A 15,524-nucleotide genomic window follows, 5' to 3' on the forward strand; every position below is an offset into this window, starting at 1 on the left:
ATTTTGTCCGGAAATCGCAGATATATGGCTAAGAATCAAACAAGATTTATTGATTGAACAGGCAACTTTGGGATATGGGATTGCGGAAAATGATTTAATAGAAAATCACATTCCAAATGACTTCGAAACCAAAAAATTTAATCAATCAATCAATGAAAAATAAAATACCAATCACGCCAGGGGCCAATTTGGCGACCATTTTGGCCACCTTGTTTTTAATTATACTTCCGTTTTTAGTAGGGACTTGGATAAGCAACTATACGCCCTATTTGGAAGGCAACAGTTTTCAGAGTTATGTAATAATTTGGATCGTTACTTCCATTGTCACTGTCGCGATTGCGTTGCCATCATTTAAATATTTCCATCAATCTTTTGAGAAAATTCCGGTTGGTGGAATATTGCTTTTTTTACTAGCGTGTCCAATTATTGGAATATATGGTCTAGCTTCCGCGCCCGACCTCAGCCTTAAAATGCTTGAACACCCAGAACGAGAACATTTTAGGTATAGTTTGCTCTTTATAGCAGAAATACTTTTTGCGGGCTTTATCCTATTTCTATTTAGAAGTGAATTATTAACAATAAAAAAATCAATCAGATGGATAATGACTGTGATTTTTATTATGGTCTTCGCAGAATTTACCTGGGAGTTCACGCACCACTATTTATATCCGGAAGGACTAAGGGAATGGTTAGGCCAGGGTAAAAACGCCGATGAATTTGGGAAAAATTACGACAATTTCAATGCAATAACATTTGGATCGATTGGACGATACTTTCAATTCATATCAATAATTTGGCTTTCATTATATTTATACAAGTTGCGTCAAATCAAAATATGGAGTCCAATCATACTTATACTAATTAGCTTATTGGGTATTGTCTCAGCAACATTAATCCTTGTTACTAAAATGAACCTTCCGAAGGGATTTGAGTTTTTATTTCTATTCTTTATTCCAGGAATACCTTTTATTCTATTATATTGGTTAGGGGTTGCGCTGGTGACAAAATTCAAAAAAAGTGAAATACAGCCTGAGAAAGACCATGCCCCACGCGCTTTTTACTCCAAACTTTAAATATCTGGCATTGCTGATTGTCGTTATCAAAAGCGCGGCTGGTTTTGCGCAGCCCACCCCTTTCGATAAGAAGTATGTCGATAGCGTTATCGTTTTGCTACCCAAAATGTCGGACAGCAAAGCAAAAGTGGAACAATTAAGGCTTCTAGCTTCGATGCATTTGATGGTGAATCCCGCTTTGACGATCAAATACGCAAAGGAAGGCACAGCGATAGCGGAAAGGATTGACGACCCGGTTGGTGAAATAGGGTGTTTGGCACAATCGGCGTTCTGCTATGCGCAGAGCGGCGAGTGGGTCAAAGCAACAAATGACGTGAATAAGGCCATTCCACTGTGTGAAAAATACGATCCCGCCAAGCTTATTTACATGAATAATATCATGGTCATCGTTGCTCACACAAAAGGAGAGAATGAAATGGCATTGCAATATTCGCTTAAAGCACTGCGCAATCCTGCCTTCGGATCCGGCCCGGAAATTAGCAACTGGCCGACTTACATGCAGCTCGGGCGAATCTATTATATTCTGAATAGGCTGGACTCTTCCAGATATTATGCAGACATTATCTCCATGTATGTAAAAAAGTATGCAAAAGCAATCCCCGACCTGGCCAGAAATTCGTACATATTGTTTGGCAACCTTGCTTTCAGTAGTAAGGATTATCCATCAGCCATTAAAAATTATCATCTGGCCCCGGATGAAATTGGCCTTGCAAAAACGTATCAGATTTTAAATGAGCATGATTCAGCCGTTTTTTATGCAAAAATTGGTCTGAAATTCAACCTGATACAAAAAGATCCCCTTGGAATTCAGGAGTCTTCCAAAATATTAGCAAAAGAGTATGCGAAGTCAAATCCGAAAGAGGCTATGCGTTACCTGCAAATCTATAGTGACTCCAAAGATTCGCTCTATAATTCACAGAAACTGAGACAACTCGAGCAACTCAAATTAAACGAACAGGAAAATAAATTCGAACTTCAAAAAAGGCTGACGGCGGATAGAAACCGGTTTATGCAATTGTCTTTGGGCGGAGTTCTTGCATTTTTCCTGATCCTGGCAATCATACTCTGGCGAAACAACAGGCTGAAACACATTGCAAACCAAGAACTTGAGTCAACCCTCGAAAAGCTTAAAACTACACAGGCCCAGCTTATACAGAATGAAAAATTGGCATCTCTTGGGGAGCTTACGGCCGGTATCGCGCATGAAATTCAAAATCCGCTCAACTTTGTAAACAATTTCGCTGAGGTTTCGGTGGAGCTAGCAGAGGAACTGGATGAATCTGTAAGTCAGGGTGACACAAAAATGATTCAAGCATTATCCCATGATTTGCGGCAGAATATGATCCATATTGCTCAGAATGGCCAGCGTGCTTCTGACATTGTTCGGAGTATGCTGGAACATAGTAGAACAACAACCGGCGAAGCGCAGTCCACCGACCTGAATAATCTGGCGGAAGAATACTTCAAACTGGCCTATCACGGCATTAGGTCCAAGGACCCCGATTTCAACATTGAGTTTGTTACGGATTTTGACGAAAACTTAGGACAAGTCAAACTGGTACCCCAGGATATCGGTCGGGTTTTATTAAATCTTTACAGCAATGCCTTTTATGCAGTAAAGAAAAAACAAACAGAACTTAACTATGCCGAAGGTGACCAGCCACCGACACTTTGGCTGAGCACCAAACGGTTAAAAAATTCCGTCACTTTAAAAGTAAGAGATAACGGAACAGGGATTCCAACGGAAATTCTTCGCAAAATTTTTCAGCCATTTTTTACGACAAAACCTACCGGCCAGGGAACAGGATTGGGATTAAGCCTTAGTTATGACATCATCGCGAAAGGTTATGCAGGTGAAATATATGTTTCTTCTGAGCCCGGTATTTTTACAGAATTTGTCATTTGCTTCCCCGTTAATTAATTACAAACATGGTCAATATTTTGGTTGTTGACGACGAGGCGCAGATGCAGCCTTTGATGCAGCTGAGGTTCCGCCGTAAAATTCAGGCAAATCAGTATGCATTTCTTTTTGCCACCAGCGGCCGCGAAGCATTGTCGATCATTAAGAATCAACCTGAAATAGACGTTGTGCTGCTGGATATTAACATGCCGGACATCAACGGACTGGCGCTTCTTGGGCAGCTTTCGGAGCTGCTGCCGTCGTCCCGGACTGTAATGGTATCAGCTTACGGCGATATGAGCAATATTCGGACGGCCATGAATCGCGGCGCTTTTGATTTTGTGCTTAAACCAATCAATTTTCAGGATCTCGAACTGACCATTGACAAAACAGCCAGGCATGTGGGTCAACTTCGCGAATCCATTCGCACGGAAGCAATTGCTAACCTGAAAGCCCGCTTTTTTGACAACATAACCCATGAGTTTCGTACGCCGCTCACATTGATCCTTGCCCCAGCGGAGCGACAGCTGCAATCATCTGCGTTATCCGACGCAACGCGCCAGGATTTATTAACCATTGAGAGAAGCGCGCATCATCTGCTCCTACTGATCAACCAGCTTCTCGAACTTTCAAAACTGGAAGCCGGCAAGCTTGCCATTGTTGAATCTCCTGGTAACGTCGGTTCATTTATTGGTCAGTTGGTAGAGTCGTTTAGGACAGCGGCTGAACACAAAGGGATACTGCTCTCCTTTCAAAAAAACGATATCGATAAGTTATTTGTGTTTGATAAAAATAAATGGGAACAAATTGTCAATAACCTGCTTTCCAATGCATTAAAATTTACAAAAGGCGGTGGGAATATAGATGTTGAAGCAAATTTGTCTGACTCGATGAATTTGAACCTAAGTGTCAACGACACAGGGATTGGCATTTCAAAGGATAAATTGGACCACGTATTTGATCGCTTTTTCCAGGTTGATGATTCGCAAACACGTGCATACGGAGGATCTGGAATCGGACTGGCTTTAGTGCGCGAGTTGAGCAACCTGCTGGGAGGGAGCGCCGAAGTGGAAAGTCAGCCTGGCATGGGAACGTCCTTCAGGATCCGATTACCGTTAAAAAAACTGAATGAGTCCTTTTTGCCGGCACCGGAAATGTCCCAAGCCAGTGTGCCCGAACCAAACCTGTCTTTCCATGGCTATCAACCCGGCGTTATGGAAACAGACGTATTGCATACCGCAAGCCTGGAAACGGATGATCCAATCGTTCTGCTGGTGGAGGACAATGCCGAACTATTGGAATTCATGCGCGGATCACTAAAAGACAAATACCGCGTGCTTGTAGCCGAAAATGGCAGAGAAGGTCTGATTATCGCTCGCAGAGAGCTGCCGGATGTTGTGATCAGCGATGTAATGATGCCTGAAATGGATGGCTATGAGCTCGTCAACCAATTGAAAAATGACGCTCAAACCAGTCATATTTCCGTGATTTTGCTCACCTCGCGCGACGCACAGAACAGCCGGATGGTCGGGCTTACTGCAGGAGCAGATCATTATATTTCAAAGCCATTTCATTTATCAGAATTGGAACTGAGGCTCCAAAACCTGCTCAATCGGCAACAAAAAATCAGGGATCACTTTCAACGACGTTTATCCCTTACCGACACGTCGGCCGCCATATCGTCGGCCGCCGACACTTCCGCCATAGAAACCGAAATGCCCAATCCTTTCGTACAAAAATTGCACAATCTGATCGACCATAACCTTGACAATAGTGAATTTGGACCGGAACACCTGGCGTCAGAAGTTGCAATGAGTATCCGAACGCTCACCAGAAAATTGACGACCTTAACGGGTATAAGTCCTGCCAGGCTCATCAGAATTTACCGGCTTAGGAAAGCAGGAGAGATGCTTCGAGCAGGCGTCTCCATTTCAGAAAGTGCATATGCCGTAGGTTTCGACAGTCCCTCCTACTTCGCTACGGCATTCAAAGAGTACTTCCAAAAAACACCCACCGAGTACGTGACGATGATAAACTGAAACGCCCAAAATTATTTCGCAAGTCACAATCGCAATGTGGATGATTTGGATGATGCTATATTATTACATGGGAAGTTGCATTTGCGCTATTGCTGATGCTGACAAGATAATTTCTGCCTGTTCCTTCACGACCGGAATAAATGTTGAGAACTGAACTTCATTTAATCGCAATTTGGTTTTACCCGACAATCTCGTTTGCAATTCATTTGCAGTATTAGCATCCGTAAATTCAGCATAAGAATAATCCCCCGCGGTCACCGTAAACTGCTTAACATTGTTTTTGCTGAAACGTGTGTAGCTGTTGCCATTCAACATAACCGACAGACTATCCTGTTGAAGGCTATCCAATATGTTATAACTATCGGTTGACGTGAATGAAATAAGCTTCGGGCAAGTAATAAGCAGGCCAATTGGAATGTTTTGAGGATTAATATTTTCAATACCGACTTTTGCCACGCTGAACACGATGGAAAGTTTGCCATCGTTAACCGAGTATTTCAGTCATAGAAATCTCTCCTGCCGGGGTTTGTTCAGCATATAGAATTTCCTGAGTGGCGTTTGTTTCAACATCAGTACAAAAAATAGCTTGTTTGTTATGTGCTCTTTGGTAGCATGAAACAGTATTTCGCCGTCTTCCAGAATGATGACGGAGTCAATCAAATCGTCTAAATCACGGACCTGGTGGGTAGAAATAATCAGGATTTGATCGGGCCGGAATGCCGAAGAAAAAACAGAGCTTCGCTAAAATTCGGATAAAATGGGGCATAAACCTGGATGAATTCGTGGATAGACATCGGTGGCAAATAACATTCTTCGGGTATCAAAAACAGCTGTTCTAAAAATTCGGTTTTTCGATAACGAGGAATGAATTCATTGACCCGACAGCTGCCTTCAGAAGGGAAAAGAAGGCCTGCCATGTTTTTTATTAAACTTGATTTTCCAGCGCCATTCTTCCCTAACAATCCATAAATTTTACCAGCAGGGAGTTTCAGGTTCAGGCCATTAAAAAGCCGTTTCTTTTTGCTGAATAGATAACTAAGATTTTCTATTTCGATCATGGCTACGAATTATATAAAGTGCTGATCGTTATGCTCAACCAGTAAGCCCCAACGATCCGAAAATTATTATCTTTCGCCTGGAATATGGACGACATTTGCGAAATGTCGCTTATATGGCGTTAAGTGGCCTATCATTGGGGATGGTTATGGAATTAAATAAGAAGAATAAAATTGCCAGGCGTGTCAGGGAAAGTCGGGCTGCGAAGGGATTGACCCAATTGGAACTTTCCGACATGAATGGAATCAGCCTGCGGTCTATACAGCGTATCGAGAATGGAGAAGTGCAGCCCAGGCTGTATACCGTGAAGGTTTTGGCAGAACACCTGGATTTTGTGACGGAACCATTTGAGCTGGAAGATGCGATAGTCCCTCTGGTGAAAACCATCGACAAACCAGAAGTGGTGCGAAGGACCAATAAAACACAAAAAATCATTTTGACAATCGGTGTTGCGTCCGTGATCGTACTGCTGGTTTCTGCGTACATCTTTCAATCACCAACTTTTCCGGAAACAGCCTTCGAGGCGGCTTTGCTTTGGGCAGCAGTTGCAATATTTTATACGATGATCGTTTTCCTGATTTGGCGGTAGGTTTAAGGTAACTGCATGTCGACCTGATTACGTCTGGTAAATATTTCGCAAAAAATGAACACACTCCTTCAAAATCACCTAAAAAGCCAGATTCCTGGCCTAAGTGACGGCGAGCTCGACCGGTTCGTGAGAATGTGGACGATCAGCAAAACAATCAAACGGAACGAGCTTCTTTACAAAGCAGGCACCAGCGAAAACAACATTTACTTCATCGAGGAAGGCGCAGTCAAAATTTGCCACGAATCGGATGAGGAAGAAATAATAGTCGAGTTCGGATATAAAAACTCCTGCGTTTTTAATTTGCCTTCATTTATCACCGATTCCCCTTCCGAATTCTACATTCAAGCCATTAAAGCGACGCGTTTAGTAGGAATTTCAAAAAGCAATTTTCTTAAAATGCTTGTAGAGAGCCCGTCCTTGTCGGCACACTGGCAAAATAATCTTGAAAAACAACTACTTAACTTCGCACAAAGAGAAATAGATCTATTGAGCAAATCTCCGGCCAACCGTCTTCGACGACTCTACGACAGAAAACCGGAGATATTCCAGCACATCCCCAACAAACACATCGCATTGTATCTCGGAATGAAACCAGAGACGCTAAGCAGACTAAGGAAACGTTGATCTCCATCAATATTTCCGACGAAAACGTCTGCTAATTTTACATGCTTATCACAGGTCACATCACTGGATATTTGTAAAATGAAAAACAAAATCGCACTTGTAACCGGTGGCACCTCAGGCATCGGAAAAGCTGTTGCCATGAAATTTGCATCAGCAGGAGCCAAAGTCATCATTACCGGTAGAAACATCCTTCGGGGCGAAGCGGCGCTGGAGGATCTGAACAAGCATTGTGGAGATGCAACCTTTATCAAGGCAGACATGTCCGTGCCCGAAGACATTCACCAACTTTTCTCAACCATCCAATCGAGCTATGGACGGCTGGATTTTGCCTGTAATAATGCAGGGACCGATCAAGGAACAGGCGCACTTACAGCTGATATTGCGGAGGAAGACTTTGATATCCAGCTGAGAGTCAACTTAAAGGCTGTCTGGTTATGCATGAAATCTGAGCTAAACATGATGCGAAGCAATTCTGCGGGCGCTATTGTCAACATTTCTTCAATTAACGGCTTAGGTGGCACACCCGGTGCAGCCGCATATTCTTCTGCAAAACACGCATTGATCGGCCTCAGTAAGTCAGCTGCACTCGAGTATGCAAGCGATAAGATCAGGATCAATGTCGTTTGCCCGGGCATGTTTAATACGCCCATGCTGGCACGAAATATGACAAAAAGCAATCCTACTGATCCAAACGCAGTCAAAAGTCACTTCGAGAAAAACATTCCCCTCGCCCGGATTGGAGATCCTGAGGAAATTGCAAATGCAGTAATTTGGCTCTGCTCCGACCACGCTTCCTTTGTGACTGGTCATACGATGGTGGTAGACGGCGGGATGACCGTACCATTCCGTTAGGCCGGTATGCAAGTGATGAGGCATGGGTACTTGCATGTGATGATAGCAATCACTCCAGAGCCGTGTTCCCTTCGGTGTACTTTAGGTTGTACTTGAGATGGTTGAGGCGCCAGCCGCTACTGGTCCGCTCGGCTTTGATATCATAGTCGCCCACAAACGTGCGGGTCTTGCCTTTCGTGGCAGCCGCCCGGTAATGCGTTGCGACGGCGTACCCAAAAATATCCGCCTGATCCCCCTTAACCGTAATAAGGTAATGCCCGCCTTGGTGGTGTATCGCATCAACACCCTGAAAGCCCTGTTCCCAGCCGTCGGTAACGGCCTTCGCCGTCATGGTTGCAGGTGGCCCGCCGCCGTTCGACTGCATATCCAGGTAGACATTCGGTGTAAACACTTCATTGGCAATACCCGTCCAGTTCCGGGAGTCGGTGTACATGAACAGCCGATTGACCAATTCCGTCAGTTGCTGCTTATCCCGTACTTCAGTGAAATCCTCTTTGTTCTCACAGCCTGTCAAAAGTGACAGACTAAACATGGCTACGAATAGGATGTTTGCCTTTTTCATGGTTATGGATGATTAGTGATCTTACTCTTCCAGGTGTTATGATGGTTTGTGTATTCTTAATTTGATTAATGCAGTTTTTGAAAAAAATCAGTAATTGCTGCCGCCGCTTCTGAAACCTGTTTGGGCTGGTCGTAAAAGTCCATTTGCGTACCCTTCGTCCAGAGCAAATCCTTGTTGGTGTTGGGTATATCCTTAAAGAACCGTTTGGCATTGTCGGGCAATACGGCCTCATCGGAGTGAATCATCAGCACGGGTAAGTGAAGGTGCTTTGCCGTCGGCATCGGGTCGAAAGTCAGCCATCCCTCCCAACTCATGACGGCAAATTTATCCGCACTCCATTCGGGAATAGCGCCCCGGTCAGAGTTAAGATAATAGTCGAATTCTTCCCCGAACATGGCCGCATCTTTATCGGTCGTACTAATTGCGGGGATGTAGTCGACCTCACCGGTTTCGGCAAATTTCTTTTTGGCCGCCTGCGCCTGGCTAATTTTTGTTTTGATTGCCTCGGCACCACCGTATATCGCTTCAACCGATTCGGCATCGTGCAGCCATGCCGCAACCGTTGCCAATGCTTTTACGCGTTCGTCCTCGGCGGCCAGATTGACCATATAGCCCGAACTGGCACAAACCGAAACCAGAAAAAGATGATCGGGGTCGACGCCTTCTACCGTTTGCAGGTAGGTAATCGCGTTTTTGAAGTCGGCCGTTTTGGCGGTAGGACTTTCCCAGAACCGGGGTTGCCCTTCGCTTTCCCCAAAGTAACGCGGGTCGATGGCCAAAGTGATGAACCCCTGTTTTGCCAGTTCTTCGGCGTACAGCCCACTCATTTGTTCTTTTACAGTAGTCCACGAACCGCCGACCAAAATAGCGGGGTATTTTTTATCGAAATCGAAATCGTCGGGTGTGTAAAGGTTTCCTGCCAGTATTAACCCATCACTGTTGAATTGAACTGCCTGTACCATCTGCGTTGCGTGTTTAGATTCAATTGCAAGATGCGACTTCCAGGCAAGGTCGTGCTAACACGGTTCAACGAATTACTGACAAATTTCAAAGCATGTGCTTTCAAAGCCTCTGCGTTTCCCGGTATTGACGTGGCGTAAGACCTGTTCTTTTTTTGAAAAAGGCGTTAAAATGGGTGGCCTCGGAAAAATGAAGCCGAAACGCAATTTCTTTGGCCGAAAGCGTGGTTTGTTGAAGCAAGGATTTGGCGGAGATAGTCAATTGATTCTGAATAAGATTGGTTGCGGTGCTGCCGGTAATTCGTTTGACAACCGCATTTAAGTGATTCGGGTGAATCCTTAATGTATTAGCATAAAAAGACGTCTGCCTAATTTCAGCGCCTGCCGTTTCGGCGGTCATGGCGGTTTCAATCAGCGATTGAAAGCGGGATACCAACAATATGTCAGCGGTTCGGCTGGCCTGCTTACTGACCTGATCGAAGTGCGATTGGTTGAAATAGCGCTTTGTTAGTATGAGTAAAAGTTGCGTATAAGTTTGTATGTGCAGGAATTTATCAGCACGGTCAGACACATATTCGTCAAAAATCCGCTCGAAAATCTGCGTCACGAACACCATGTCGTCTGCCGAAAGGTCGAATGGAATTGACTGGTCGAGCCTAAAGAAAGGAAAATCCAGGATAAAGTTTTTCCAGGCTGGATTCATGACCAGAAAATCCTGGCCAAACATGATGTACCAACCTTTCCAGTCGGGCAAAACATCCCAGGAAACAGTCTGGTAGGGTGAGTTGAAGAATAGGTCAGCTTGCAGGGGCTGCCCATTCACTTCTTTATTTTTGCCGGCATGACGTAGCGCTACGGCATAAAATTCGTGGCGAAACGGGGCTTGTTTTGCGTTTTCGGTTTTTGTTTTATCTTCAAATCGCCTAATGTCAAAGAAGGCATACTTAGGCGGTGGAATATTGATGTGCCTGCAATAGTCTGGGAGGGTTGTGATTGTTTTCAATGGAAGTCAGGCTACCGAGGTGTTAGGTATTCAAATCTAATTAAATTTAAAGAATGGATAAAATCCGTAACCACCGATGGTCTCATGAAACCCTCATTCCTGAGACGCCTATCCCCTCTTTTTATGGATACCGGATGTTTTTTGTTAAATGAAGTCAGTTTCCCGCTATGATTTTTTTTAATAGCAACTCTTTTCGGCTGCGGGACACGTTAACAATTGAAGCATCACTCATCACCAAATACCCTCCTTCTCCCTTAACATATTGATCTATTTCGTTGATGTTTACCAGATAGGAATTGTGTACCCTGATGAAAGGATAATCTTCAAGCATTTCTTCCATGTCCTTCAGATTACGTGAAGCTGTTAATTTTGACTTATCCCTCAGGTACAGGTGTGTGTAATTTCCATCGGCTTCGCATCTGACGACCGATTCGGCCAGTACCATTTTAAAGCCTTCAAGGGTCGGGATGGCGATTTTATTGACTGATATGGCAGGTTGCCTGATTCTTTCCAATAAAATTTTCAATTGGTGGGGCAATGGATTTAAGCTTTTTTTAACAGCTTTTTGAACAGCGAAACGGAGCTCTTCCCTGTCAACAGGTTTTAACAAATATTCCAATGCACTGAACCGGATGGCCTTGATCGCATATTGATTATAGCTTGTCGTGAAGATTAGTTGGAAGTTGATATCACCCAACTTTTCCAGCAGTTCAAACCCATTAAAAAAGGGCATTTCTATATCAAGAAAAAGTATTTGAGGCGGGTTTGCCCTCAGCGATTTCAAAGCAGATTCAGCAGAAAAACAGATATCAATGATCTTTACATTCGGGCAGTATAATTCCAGCAATGTTGCCAGCGATTCGCAACAATCAGGTTCATCATCCACAATGACTGCACTAACCATTCCATCTGTTTTGAAACTACTCATAAGCTTCCATCAGATTTTTGTATTGCATTTTTAAGATCACTTTTGTTCCTGAATTACTTCCTTTGTCATCCAGTATATCTTCAATATCGAAAAAAGCATTTTCACCTGATAGCTGATTTAGAAGGGCCAGTCGGTCAACTGTAATTTGCATGCCCATGGATTTATTTTCTCCGGCAGATTTGAGTTTTAATTTGGCAGCCTGTTGCCGCCCCAGGCCATTATCCGTAATGATGCAATTCAAAATTTTACCATCAATGCTCAGGGCTATTTCAAGATCTCCAACACCTTCCTTATGCATCAAACCATGCCAAATCGCATTTTCTGCAAAAGGCTGCATGAGCAAGGGTGGAATAAATATTGTGGCTGAATCAATGGTATTCATGAAAGTAATGCGGTAGTTAAAAGCATTTCTAAACCTTAGCCTTTCCATTTCCAGGTAGAGGCGCAACATATCCAGCTCGGCTTCCAGCGTTATTAATGTTTTTTCGGAATTCTGCAAAACCAATCTGATAAGCCTGGAAAATTTAGTGAGGTAATCTGACGCTTCTTCCCGATTATTGACAAGAATAAACCGGTTAATTGAACTCAGACAATTGAAAATAAAATGTGGGTTCATTTGAGCGCGAAGTGCTTTCATCTCAAGCCGCTCCGCTTTTTGCAGTAATTCGGTTTCCTTACTATCATTTTCCATTTGCTGCACTTGTAAATCTTTTTTAAAACGTTCCGCTTCCAGTTTGACATTTCTTCTGGAAAGTGTAATGTTCCTGAATATAACGATTGCCAGCAGCAGCATAACAACAATACTCCCGATCAATATTCTTGTTATGGACGATTCTCTTTTTAGCTCCTGCTCACTGATTATTTTTGCTTTGCTTAGCAATTCAATTTTTGCCTGTTGCCTTTCGTCTTCTACGCTGCTTCTGAATGCAAATAGCTTTCCTTTAAACTGGTCATTTAATACTTCCGATTTAAGTTTTGTGTACAAGGAGAGGAAGTGATAAGCACTGTCGGCTTTGCCCAGGCCATTGTAGATATCAGAAAGCAAGCCACTTGCATCGCGTATTACCGGCCTGGCCCCCGCAGCGTCAGCTATCGCGTAGGCTTCCGAAGCATAGCCAAGTGCCTTTTGGTACTGCTTTTTACCGATAAAGGCTTTGGAAAGGTTAAGCAGATTGATCACCACATCTTCCCGGCCGTTATTATTTCCGGCAACAACCATGGATTTTTGAAATTTCGGTATGGCTTTGTCGTAGTGAAATTCTTTCAGGTCTATTTCACCGGAAACAGCATCCCCGTACTGGCCACGAGATATTCGCAATGCCTTGTTTACATAAATATGTGCGGAATCAAGCTTTTCGGTATTGCTGAAAAGGCGGGCCATATCCGCATAAAGCGAAAATGGTTCAAATACCGTTTGATATAAACGCAGGGCCTGGCGGTAATAACTGAATGCTGTTTCATTATCGCCAACCTGGCCATACAGACTACCAAGATTGTGCAAGGAACAGGCCATGCTTACATTATCGCCTGTTTTGTTTCGTATTGTGTAACTTTTTTGTGCCCTGTCCAGCGCAGTTTCGTAATCACCTTTTGCGCCATAAGCAAGACCAAGTAATGTGAGGGCTCTTGCTACGCCATCACCTCCCGGTTTGTCATGTATCCTGAGGATGGGTATTGACGCTTCCAGTAGTGTTATGGATGAGTCGTATTTGCATTGGTGAGATAACAAATCAGCCAGATACAACATAGACCATCCGGTATGATACGCGTCGACCCCTTCAAACGCTGCTAACGAACGGCGCATGAGTCTTTCGGCTTCGACGTTTTGAAGGTTTACTATTTTTGTTGTGCCAATAGAAAACCACGCAATGTCAATCCCTTTCTGATAATGAATGGCGGATGATTCTTCTAATGCTTTTTGTGCATACCATGCAACAGAGTCGGATCTTGTCCATAAACAATGTTCTGCTATTTCATTGAGACAATCTATACGAGGCCTGCCTTTCAAAGTCGGTAAGATTTTTAAAAGGCTGTCCACACCGGCTTGCTGTGCCTTGGAAACAGAAGGCAGCAAAAAGATCAAGAGTATAATCCACTTTTTTAGCATCACTCTCTTTATAAAAAAATTGAAGTAGCGGGTTGGGTAATCGATCGAAGCGGGTTGGGCGCGAGGAAATCAAGCAAATTAAAATTAATGAAAAGCAGTCGGCAATCAGCTATCGGCTCGCGGATTATTTATGCGATTGCCGATGGCCGAATGCCGATGTTTTCATTCCGTCAATGTTCTATTTTTAGCTTAACAGCCATTTCTCCGATTTGTCTTCCTTGAACCAGGCCTATTGTAATAGAAGGCGCATAATGGAGCCCGCCAAGCAGCCTTGACCTTCCAGCGTATTAGGCAAATGGCTATGTCAAAAAGAGATCTACTCCAAATAGAGCCGATATCTTTTTCTGTAAAGATTTACCTAACGGTATATTGATAGCAATTACTGGTCAGCACGACCGCGGAGGTTTGCTGATTAACGATCTGGAAGTGAATGTCGAAGGTTGTGCCCGCGGGAAAAGCCGAGATATCACGAAAAAGGTCCGCAGTGCCAGCACCCACATTATCCGTCAAAATGGCTTGCGCCACAAGGCCTTTACCGAGCGTCAGCCATGTTGTACTGGTGCAATTGCCATCCAGGTTCGTGTCTACGGCTCGTTGAAGCACGTAGTTGGTATTGGGTTCCAATCCCTGTATGGACGTGCCCAGATTGATGGTGAATGGTTTTTCGGGGAACTGCCGAAATTTCACGAAGCCAGAAGCATTGCCTGTTCCCAGAAGCGTGACATCCAGGTTGAAGTTGGGCTGTGGGATTTGGTGATCTGTGCAGGAGTTTGTCAGCAGTATACAAACAAGTAGCAAGATCGGGGGCCGCATCAACCATCGAGTGTGTTTAAATCGGTTCATTGAAAAATAGGTTTTAGATTCGGCCGAAAAGAATAGGCGTTTGAATTTCATAGCAAAGGTTTTTAAATTATTTAGATCCTTTACGAAATTATTGACCCGATAACAGGTCTCCTAAGCACAATGTGTAGTTGGATCAATGGGTGTATAGACACCTGGTTTCGGTGCGTGGTTGAATTTTTGGCATGTTCAAAATGAGCTTTTGGATATGGCCAGTGCGCTATTTAAATCCAAAATGATTTCCGATCTTAGTAATGATATGCATGACCGGCTGGATATTCTGAAAGCAGAAAATGAAAATTAATGCCTTACCTCCGATGCTATGAAACTGGATCCTGAGCAGTTAAGTCAAACCGACTTCGTTTTGCTCGATACCCTTGGCCACATGGAAATTGTGCCTTTCGTTCAAGAATACATAAAAAAAAGGACCCGCTTTTCTATTTTTTATATGGTGATCAACATCGTCCTTCTGGCGTGCGTTGGCTGGTATCTCGGGAAAAACGTGGGCAGTGGCGCCTTTTCATTGGAGGCCGGTCTCTCACATCTTTCCTACGGCTTGGCGTTCGCCTTCGCGCTGATCCCCTTGCACGAGTATATTCATGTACTTGCCTACAAATCTCAGGGTGCAACAAAGACGTCATATGATGCGAACCTGAAAAAGTTTTATTTCATGGCCATCGCAGACAAGTTTGTTGCCAACCGGAAAGAGTTTCAGATTGTCGCACTCGCTCCGTTTACGGTCATTTCCATCGCATTGTTACTGCTGATGTTACTCACGGGCAAGCTTTGGACACTCACTATTATGACCATGCTGCTGGTACACGCAGCTTGTTGCTCAGGTGACTTTGGCCTTTTAAGCTATTTCGATTTTCACCGCGACAAGGAGGTGCTGACCTATGACGACAAAGAAAAGGGTATCTCCTACTTCTATGCGAAGGCCAACATTGAAAACAACGCATGGATCTAAAAAGTTACGGACAGACCAAAGTAAG

Annotated in this window: 15 protein-coding genes; 7 read left to right on the plus strand and 8 right to left on the minus strand. The window is 43.9% G+C overall.

Translation table 11 applies throughout. The features are described from left to right. Positions 1 to 116 precede the first annotated feature (116 nt). From FHS68_RS18210 to FHS68_RS18220, 3 genes are read left to right on the plus strand one after another with little or no spacing between them, the layout of a single operon-like run. Positions 117 to 1,073, plus strand: coding sequence for a hypothetical protein (locus tag FHS68_RS18210; protein ID WP_208408345.1), 957 nt, complete (start codon positions 117 to 119; stop codon positions 1,071 to 1,073). Then, the gene (locus FHS68_RS18215; RefSeq protein WP_310588596.1) at positions 1,018 to 2,994 is read left to right on the plus strand and encodes an ATP-binding protein; all 1,977 of its coding nucleotides are present in this window, start codon (positions 1,018 to 1,020) and stop codon (positions 2,992 to 2,994) included. Before FHS68_RS18210 ends, FHS68_RS18215 begins: the two co-directional genes overlap by 56 nt. Positions 2,995 to 3,002: 8 nt before the next feature. After that, positions 3,003 to 5,012, plus strand: a complete 2,010-nt coding sequence (locus tag FHS68_RS18220) for a hybrid sensor histidine kinase/response regulator transcription factor (RefSeq protein WP_167272885.1) — start codon at positions 3,003 to 3,005, stop codon at positions 5,010 to 5,012. 63 nt (positions 5,013 to 5,075) lie between these two features. Here FHS68_RS18220 and FHS68_RS18225 read toward each other — a convergent pair whose 3' ends face one another. Continuing rightward, positions 5,076 to 5,477 (minus strand): hypothetical protein, encoded by a 402-nt coding sequence (locus FHS68_RS18225; protein WP_167272887.1) that lies wholly within the window; start codon positions 5,475 to 5,477, stop codon positions 5,076 to 5,078. Between the two features lie 230 nt (positions 5,478 to 5,707). Next, positions 5,708 to 6,070, minus strand: coding sequence for an ATP-binding cassette domain-containing protein (locus FHS68_RS18230; RefSeq protein WP_167272890.1), 363 nt, complete (start codon positions 6,068 to 6,070; stop codon positions 5,708 to 5,710). Between the two features lie 146 nt (positions 6,071 to 6,216). Between FHS68_RS18230 and FHS68_RS18235 the strand changes: the two genes are divergently transcribed. The 3 genes from FHS68_RS18235 to FHS68_RS18245 all read left to right on the plus strand — a co-directional run bounded on the left by FHS68_RS18235 (position 6,217) and on the right by FHS68_RS18245 (position 8,133). Next, positions 6,217 to 6,657: a helix-turn-helix domain-containing protein gene (locus FHS68_RS18235; protein WP_167272893.1), complete on the plus strand. Its 441-nt coding sequence runs from the start codon at positions 6,217 to 6,219 to the stop codon at positions 6,655 to 6,657. 54 nt (positions 6,658 to 6,711) lie between these two features. Then, on the plus strand, positions 6,712 to 7,281 hold the full coding sequence (locus tag FHS68_RS18240) for a Crp/Fnr family transcriptional regulator (protein ID WP_167272896.1): 570 nt from the start codon (positions 6,712 to 6,714) through the stop codon (positions 7,279 to 7,281). A 78-nt stretch (positions 7,282 to 7,359) separates the two neighbouring features. Continuing rightward, positions 7,360 to 8,133 carry an SDR family NAD(P)-dependent oxidoreductase gene (locus FHS68_RS18245; protein WP_167272898.1) on the plus strand — a complete coding sequence of 258 codons (774 nt, stop codon included), beginning with the start codon at positions 7,360 to 7,362 and terminating at the stop codon, positions 8,131 to 8,133. A gap of 49 nt (positions 8,134 to 8,182) precedes the next feature. Here the strand turns inward: FHS68_RS18245 and FHS68_RS18250 are convergent, their stop codons facing one another. The 6 genes from FHS68_RS18250 to FHS68_RS18275 all read right to left on the minus strand — a co-directional run bounded on the left by FHS68_RS18250 (position 8,183) and on the right by FHS68_RS18275 (position 14,535). After that, a complete protein-coding gene (locus FHS68_RS18250) occupies positions 8,183 to 8,695 on the minus strand; it encodes a nuclear transport factor 2 family protein (protein WP_229211949.1) in 513 nt (170 codons plus the stop codon). A 65-nt stretch (positions 8,696 to 8,760) separates the two neighbouring features. Next, the gene (locus FHS68_RS18255; protein WP_167272901.1) at positions 8,761 to 9,657 is read right to left on the minus strand and encodes an alpha/beta hydrolase; all 897 of its coding nucleotides are present in this window, start codon (positions 9,655 to 9,657) and stop codon (positions 8,761 to 8,763) included. A 100-nt stretch (positions 9,658 to 9,757) separates the two neighbouring features. Beyond that, positions 9,758 to 10,657 carry a helix-turn-helix domain-containing protein gene (locus tag FHS68_RS18260; protein ID WP_167272904.1) on the minus strand — a complete coding sequence of 300 codons (900 nt, stop codon included), beginning with the start codon at positions 10,655 to 10,657 and terminating at the stop codon, positions 9,758 to 9,760. A gap of 154 nt (positions 10,658 to 10,811) precedes the next feature. Next, a complete protein-coding gene (locus FHS68_RS18265) occupies positions 10,812 to 11,585 on the minus strand; it encodes a LytR/AlgR family response regulator transcription factor (RefSeq protein ID WP_229211950.1) in 774 nt (257 codons plus the stop codon). Beyond that, positions 11,578 to 13,668, minus strand: a complete 2,091-nt coding sequence (locus FHS68_RS18270) for a tetratricopeptide repeat-containing sensor histidine kinase (RefSeq protein ID WP_167272906.1) — start codon at positions 13,666 to 13,668, stop codon at positions 11,578 to 11,580. The genes FHS68_RS18265 and FHS68_RS18270 overlap by 8 nt, the downstream gene beginning before the upstream one ends. Positions 13,669 to 14,046: 378 nt before the next feature. Beyond that, the gene (locus FHS68_RS18275; protein WP_208408346.1) at positions 14,047 to 14,535 is read right to left on the minus strand and encodes a hypothetical protein; all 489 of its coding nucleotides are present in this window, start codon (positions 14,533 to 14,535) and stop codon (positions 14,047 to 14,049) included. A gap of 319 nt (positions 14,536 to 14,854) precedes the next feature. On the opposite strand from FHS68_RS18275, the gene FHS68_RS18280 reads away from it, so the two are divergent. Further along, complete coding sequence (locus FHS68_RS18280; RefSeq protein ID WP_167272911.1) at positions 14,855 to 15,499, plus strand: DUF3267 domain-containing protein; 645 nt, start codon at positions 14,855 to 14,857, stop codon at positions 15,497 to 15,499. Positions 15,500 to 15,524 lie beyond the last annotated feature (25 nt).

The organism is Dyadobacter arcticus, assembly GCF_011762185.1.
Classification (GTDB): Bacteria; Bacteroidota; Bacteroidia; order Cytophagales; family Spirosomataceae; genus Dyadobacter; species Dyadobacter arcticus.

Coding starts and splice junctions, on each gene's coding strand:
- FHS68_RS18210 (WP_208408345.1), top strand. CDS start 117: ATGACTTCGAAACCAAAAAATTTAATCAATCAATCAATGAAAAATAAA.
- FHS68_RS18280 (WP_167272911.1), top strand. CDS start 14,855: ATGAAACTGGATCCTGAGCAGTTAAGTCAAACCGACTTCGTTTTGCTC.
- FHS68_RS18265 (WP_229211950.1), bottom strand. CDS start 11,585: ATGAGTAGTTTCAAAACAGATGGAATGGTTAGTGCAGTCATTGTGGAT.
- FHS68_RS18235 (WP_167272893.1), top strand. CDS start 6,217: ATGGAATTAAATAAGAAGAATAAAATTGCCAGGCGTGTCAGGGAAAGT.
- FHS68_RS18240 (WP_167272896.1), top strand. CDS start 6,712: ATGAACACACTCCTTCAAAATCACCTAAAAAGCCAGATTCCTGGCCTA.
- FHS68_RS18220 (WP_167272885.1), top strand. CDS start 3,003: ATGGTCAATATTTTGGTTGTTGACGACGAGGCGCAGATGCAGCCTTTG.
- FHS68_RS18250 (WP_229211949.1), bottom strand. CDS start 8,695: ATGAAAAAGGCAAACATCCTATTCGTAGCCATGTTTAGTCTGTCACTT.
- FHS68_RS18255 (WP_167272901.1), bottom strand. CDS start 9,657: ATGGTACAGGCAGTTCAATTCAACAGTGATGGGTTAATACTGGCAGGA.
- FHS68_RS18245 (WP_167272898.1), top strand. CDS start 7,360: ATGAAAAACAAAATCGCACTTGTAACCGGTGGCACCTCAGGCATCGGA.
- FHS68_RS18275 (WP_208408346.1), bottom strand. CDS start 14,535: ATGAACCGATTTAAACACACTCGATGGTTGATGCGGCCCCCGATCTTG.
- FHS68_RS18230 (WP_167272890.1), bottom strand. CDS start 6,070: ATGATCGAAATAGAAAATCTTAGTTATCTATTCAGCAAAAAGAAACGG.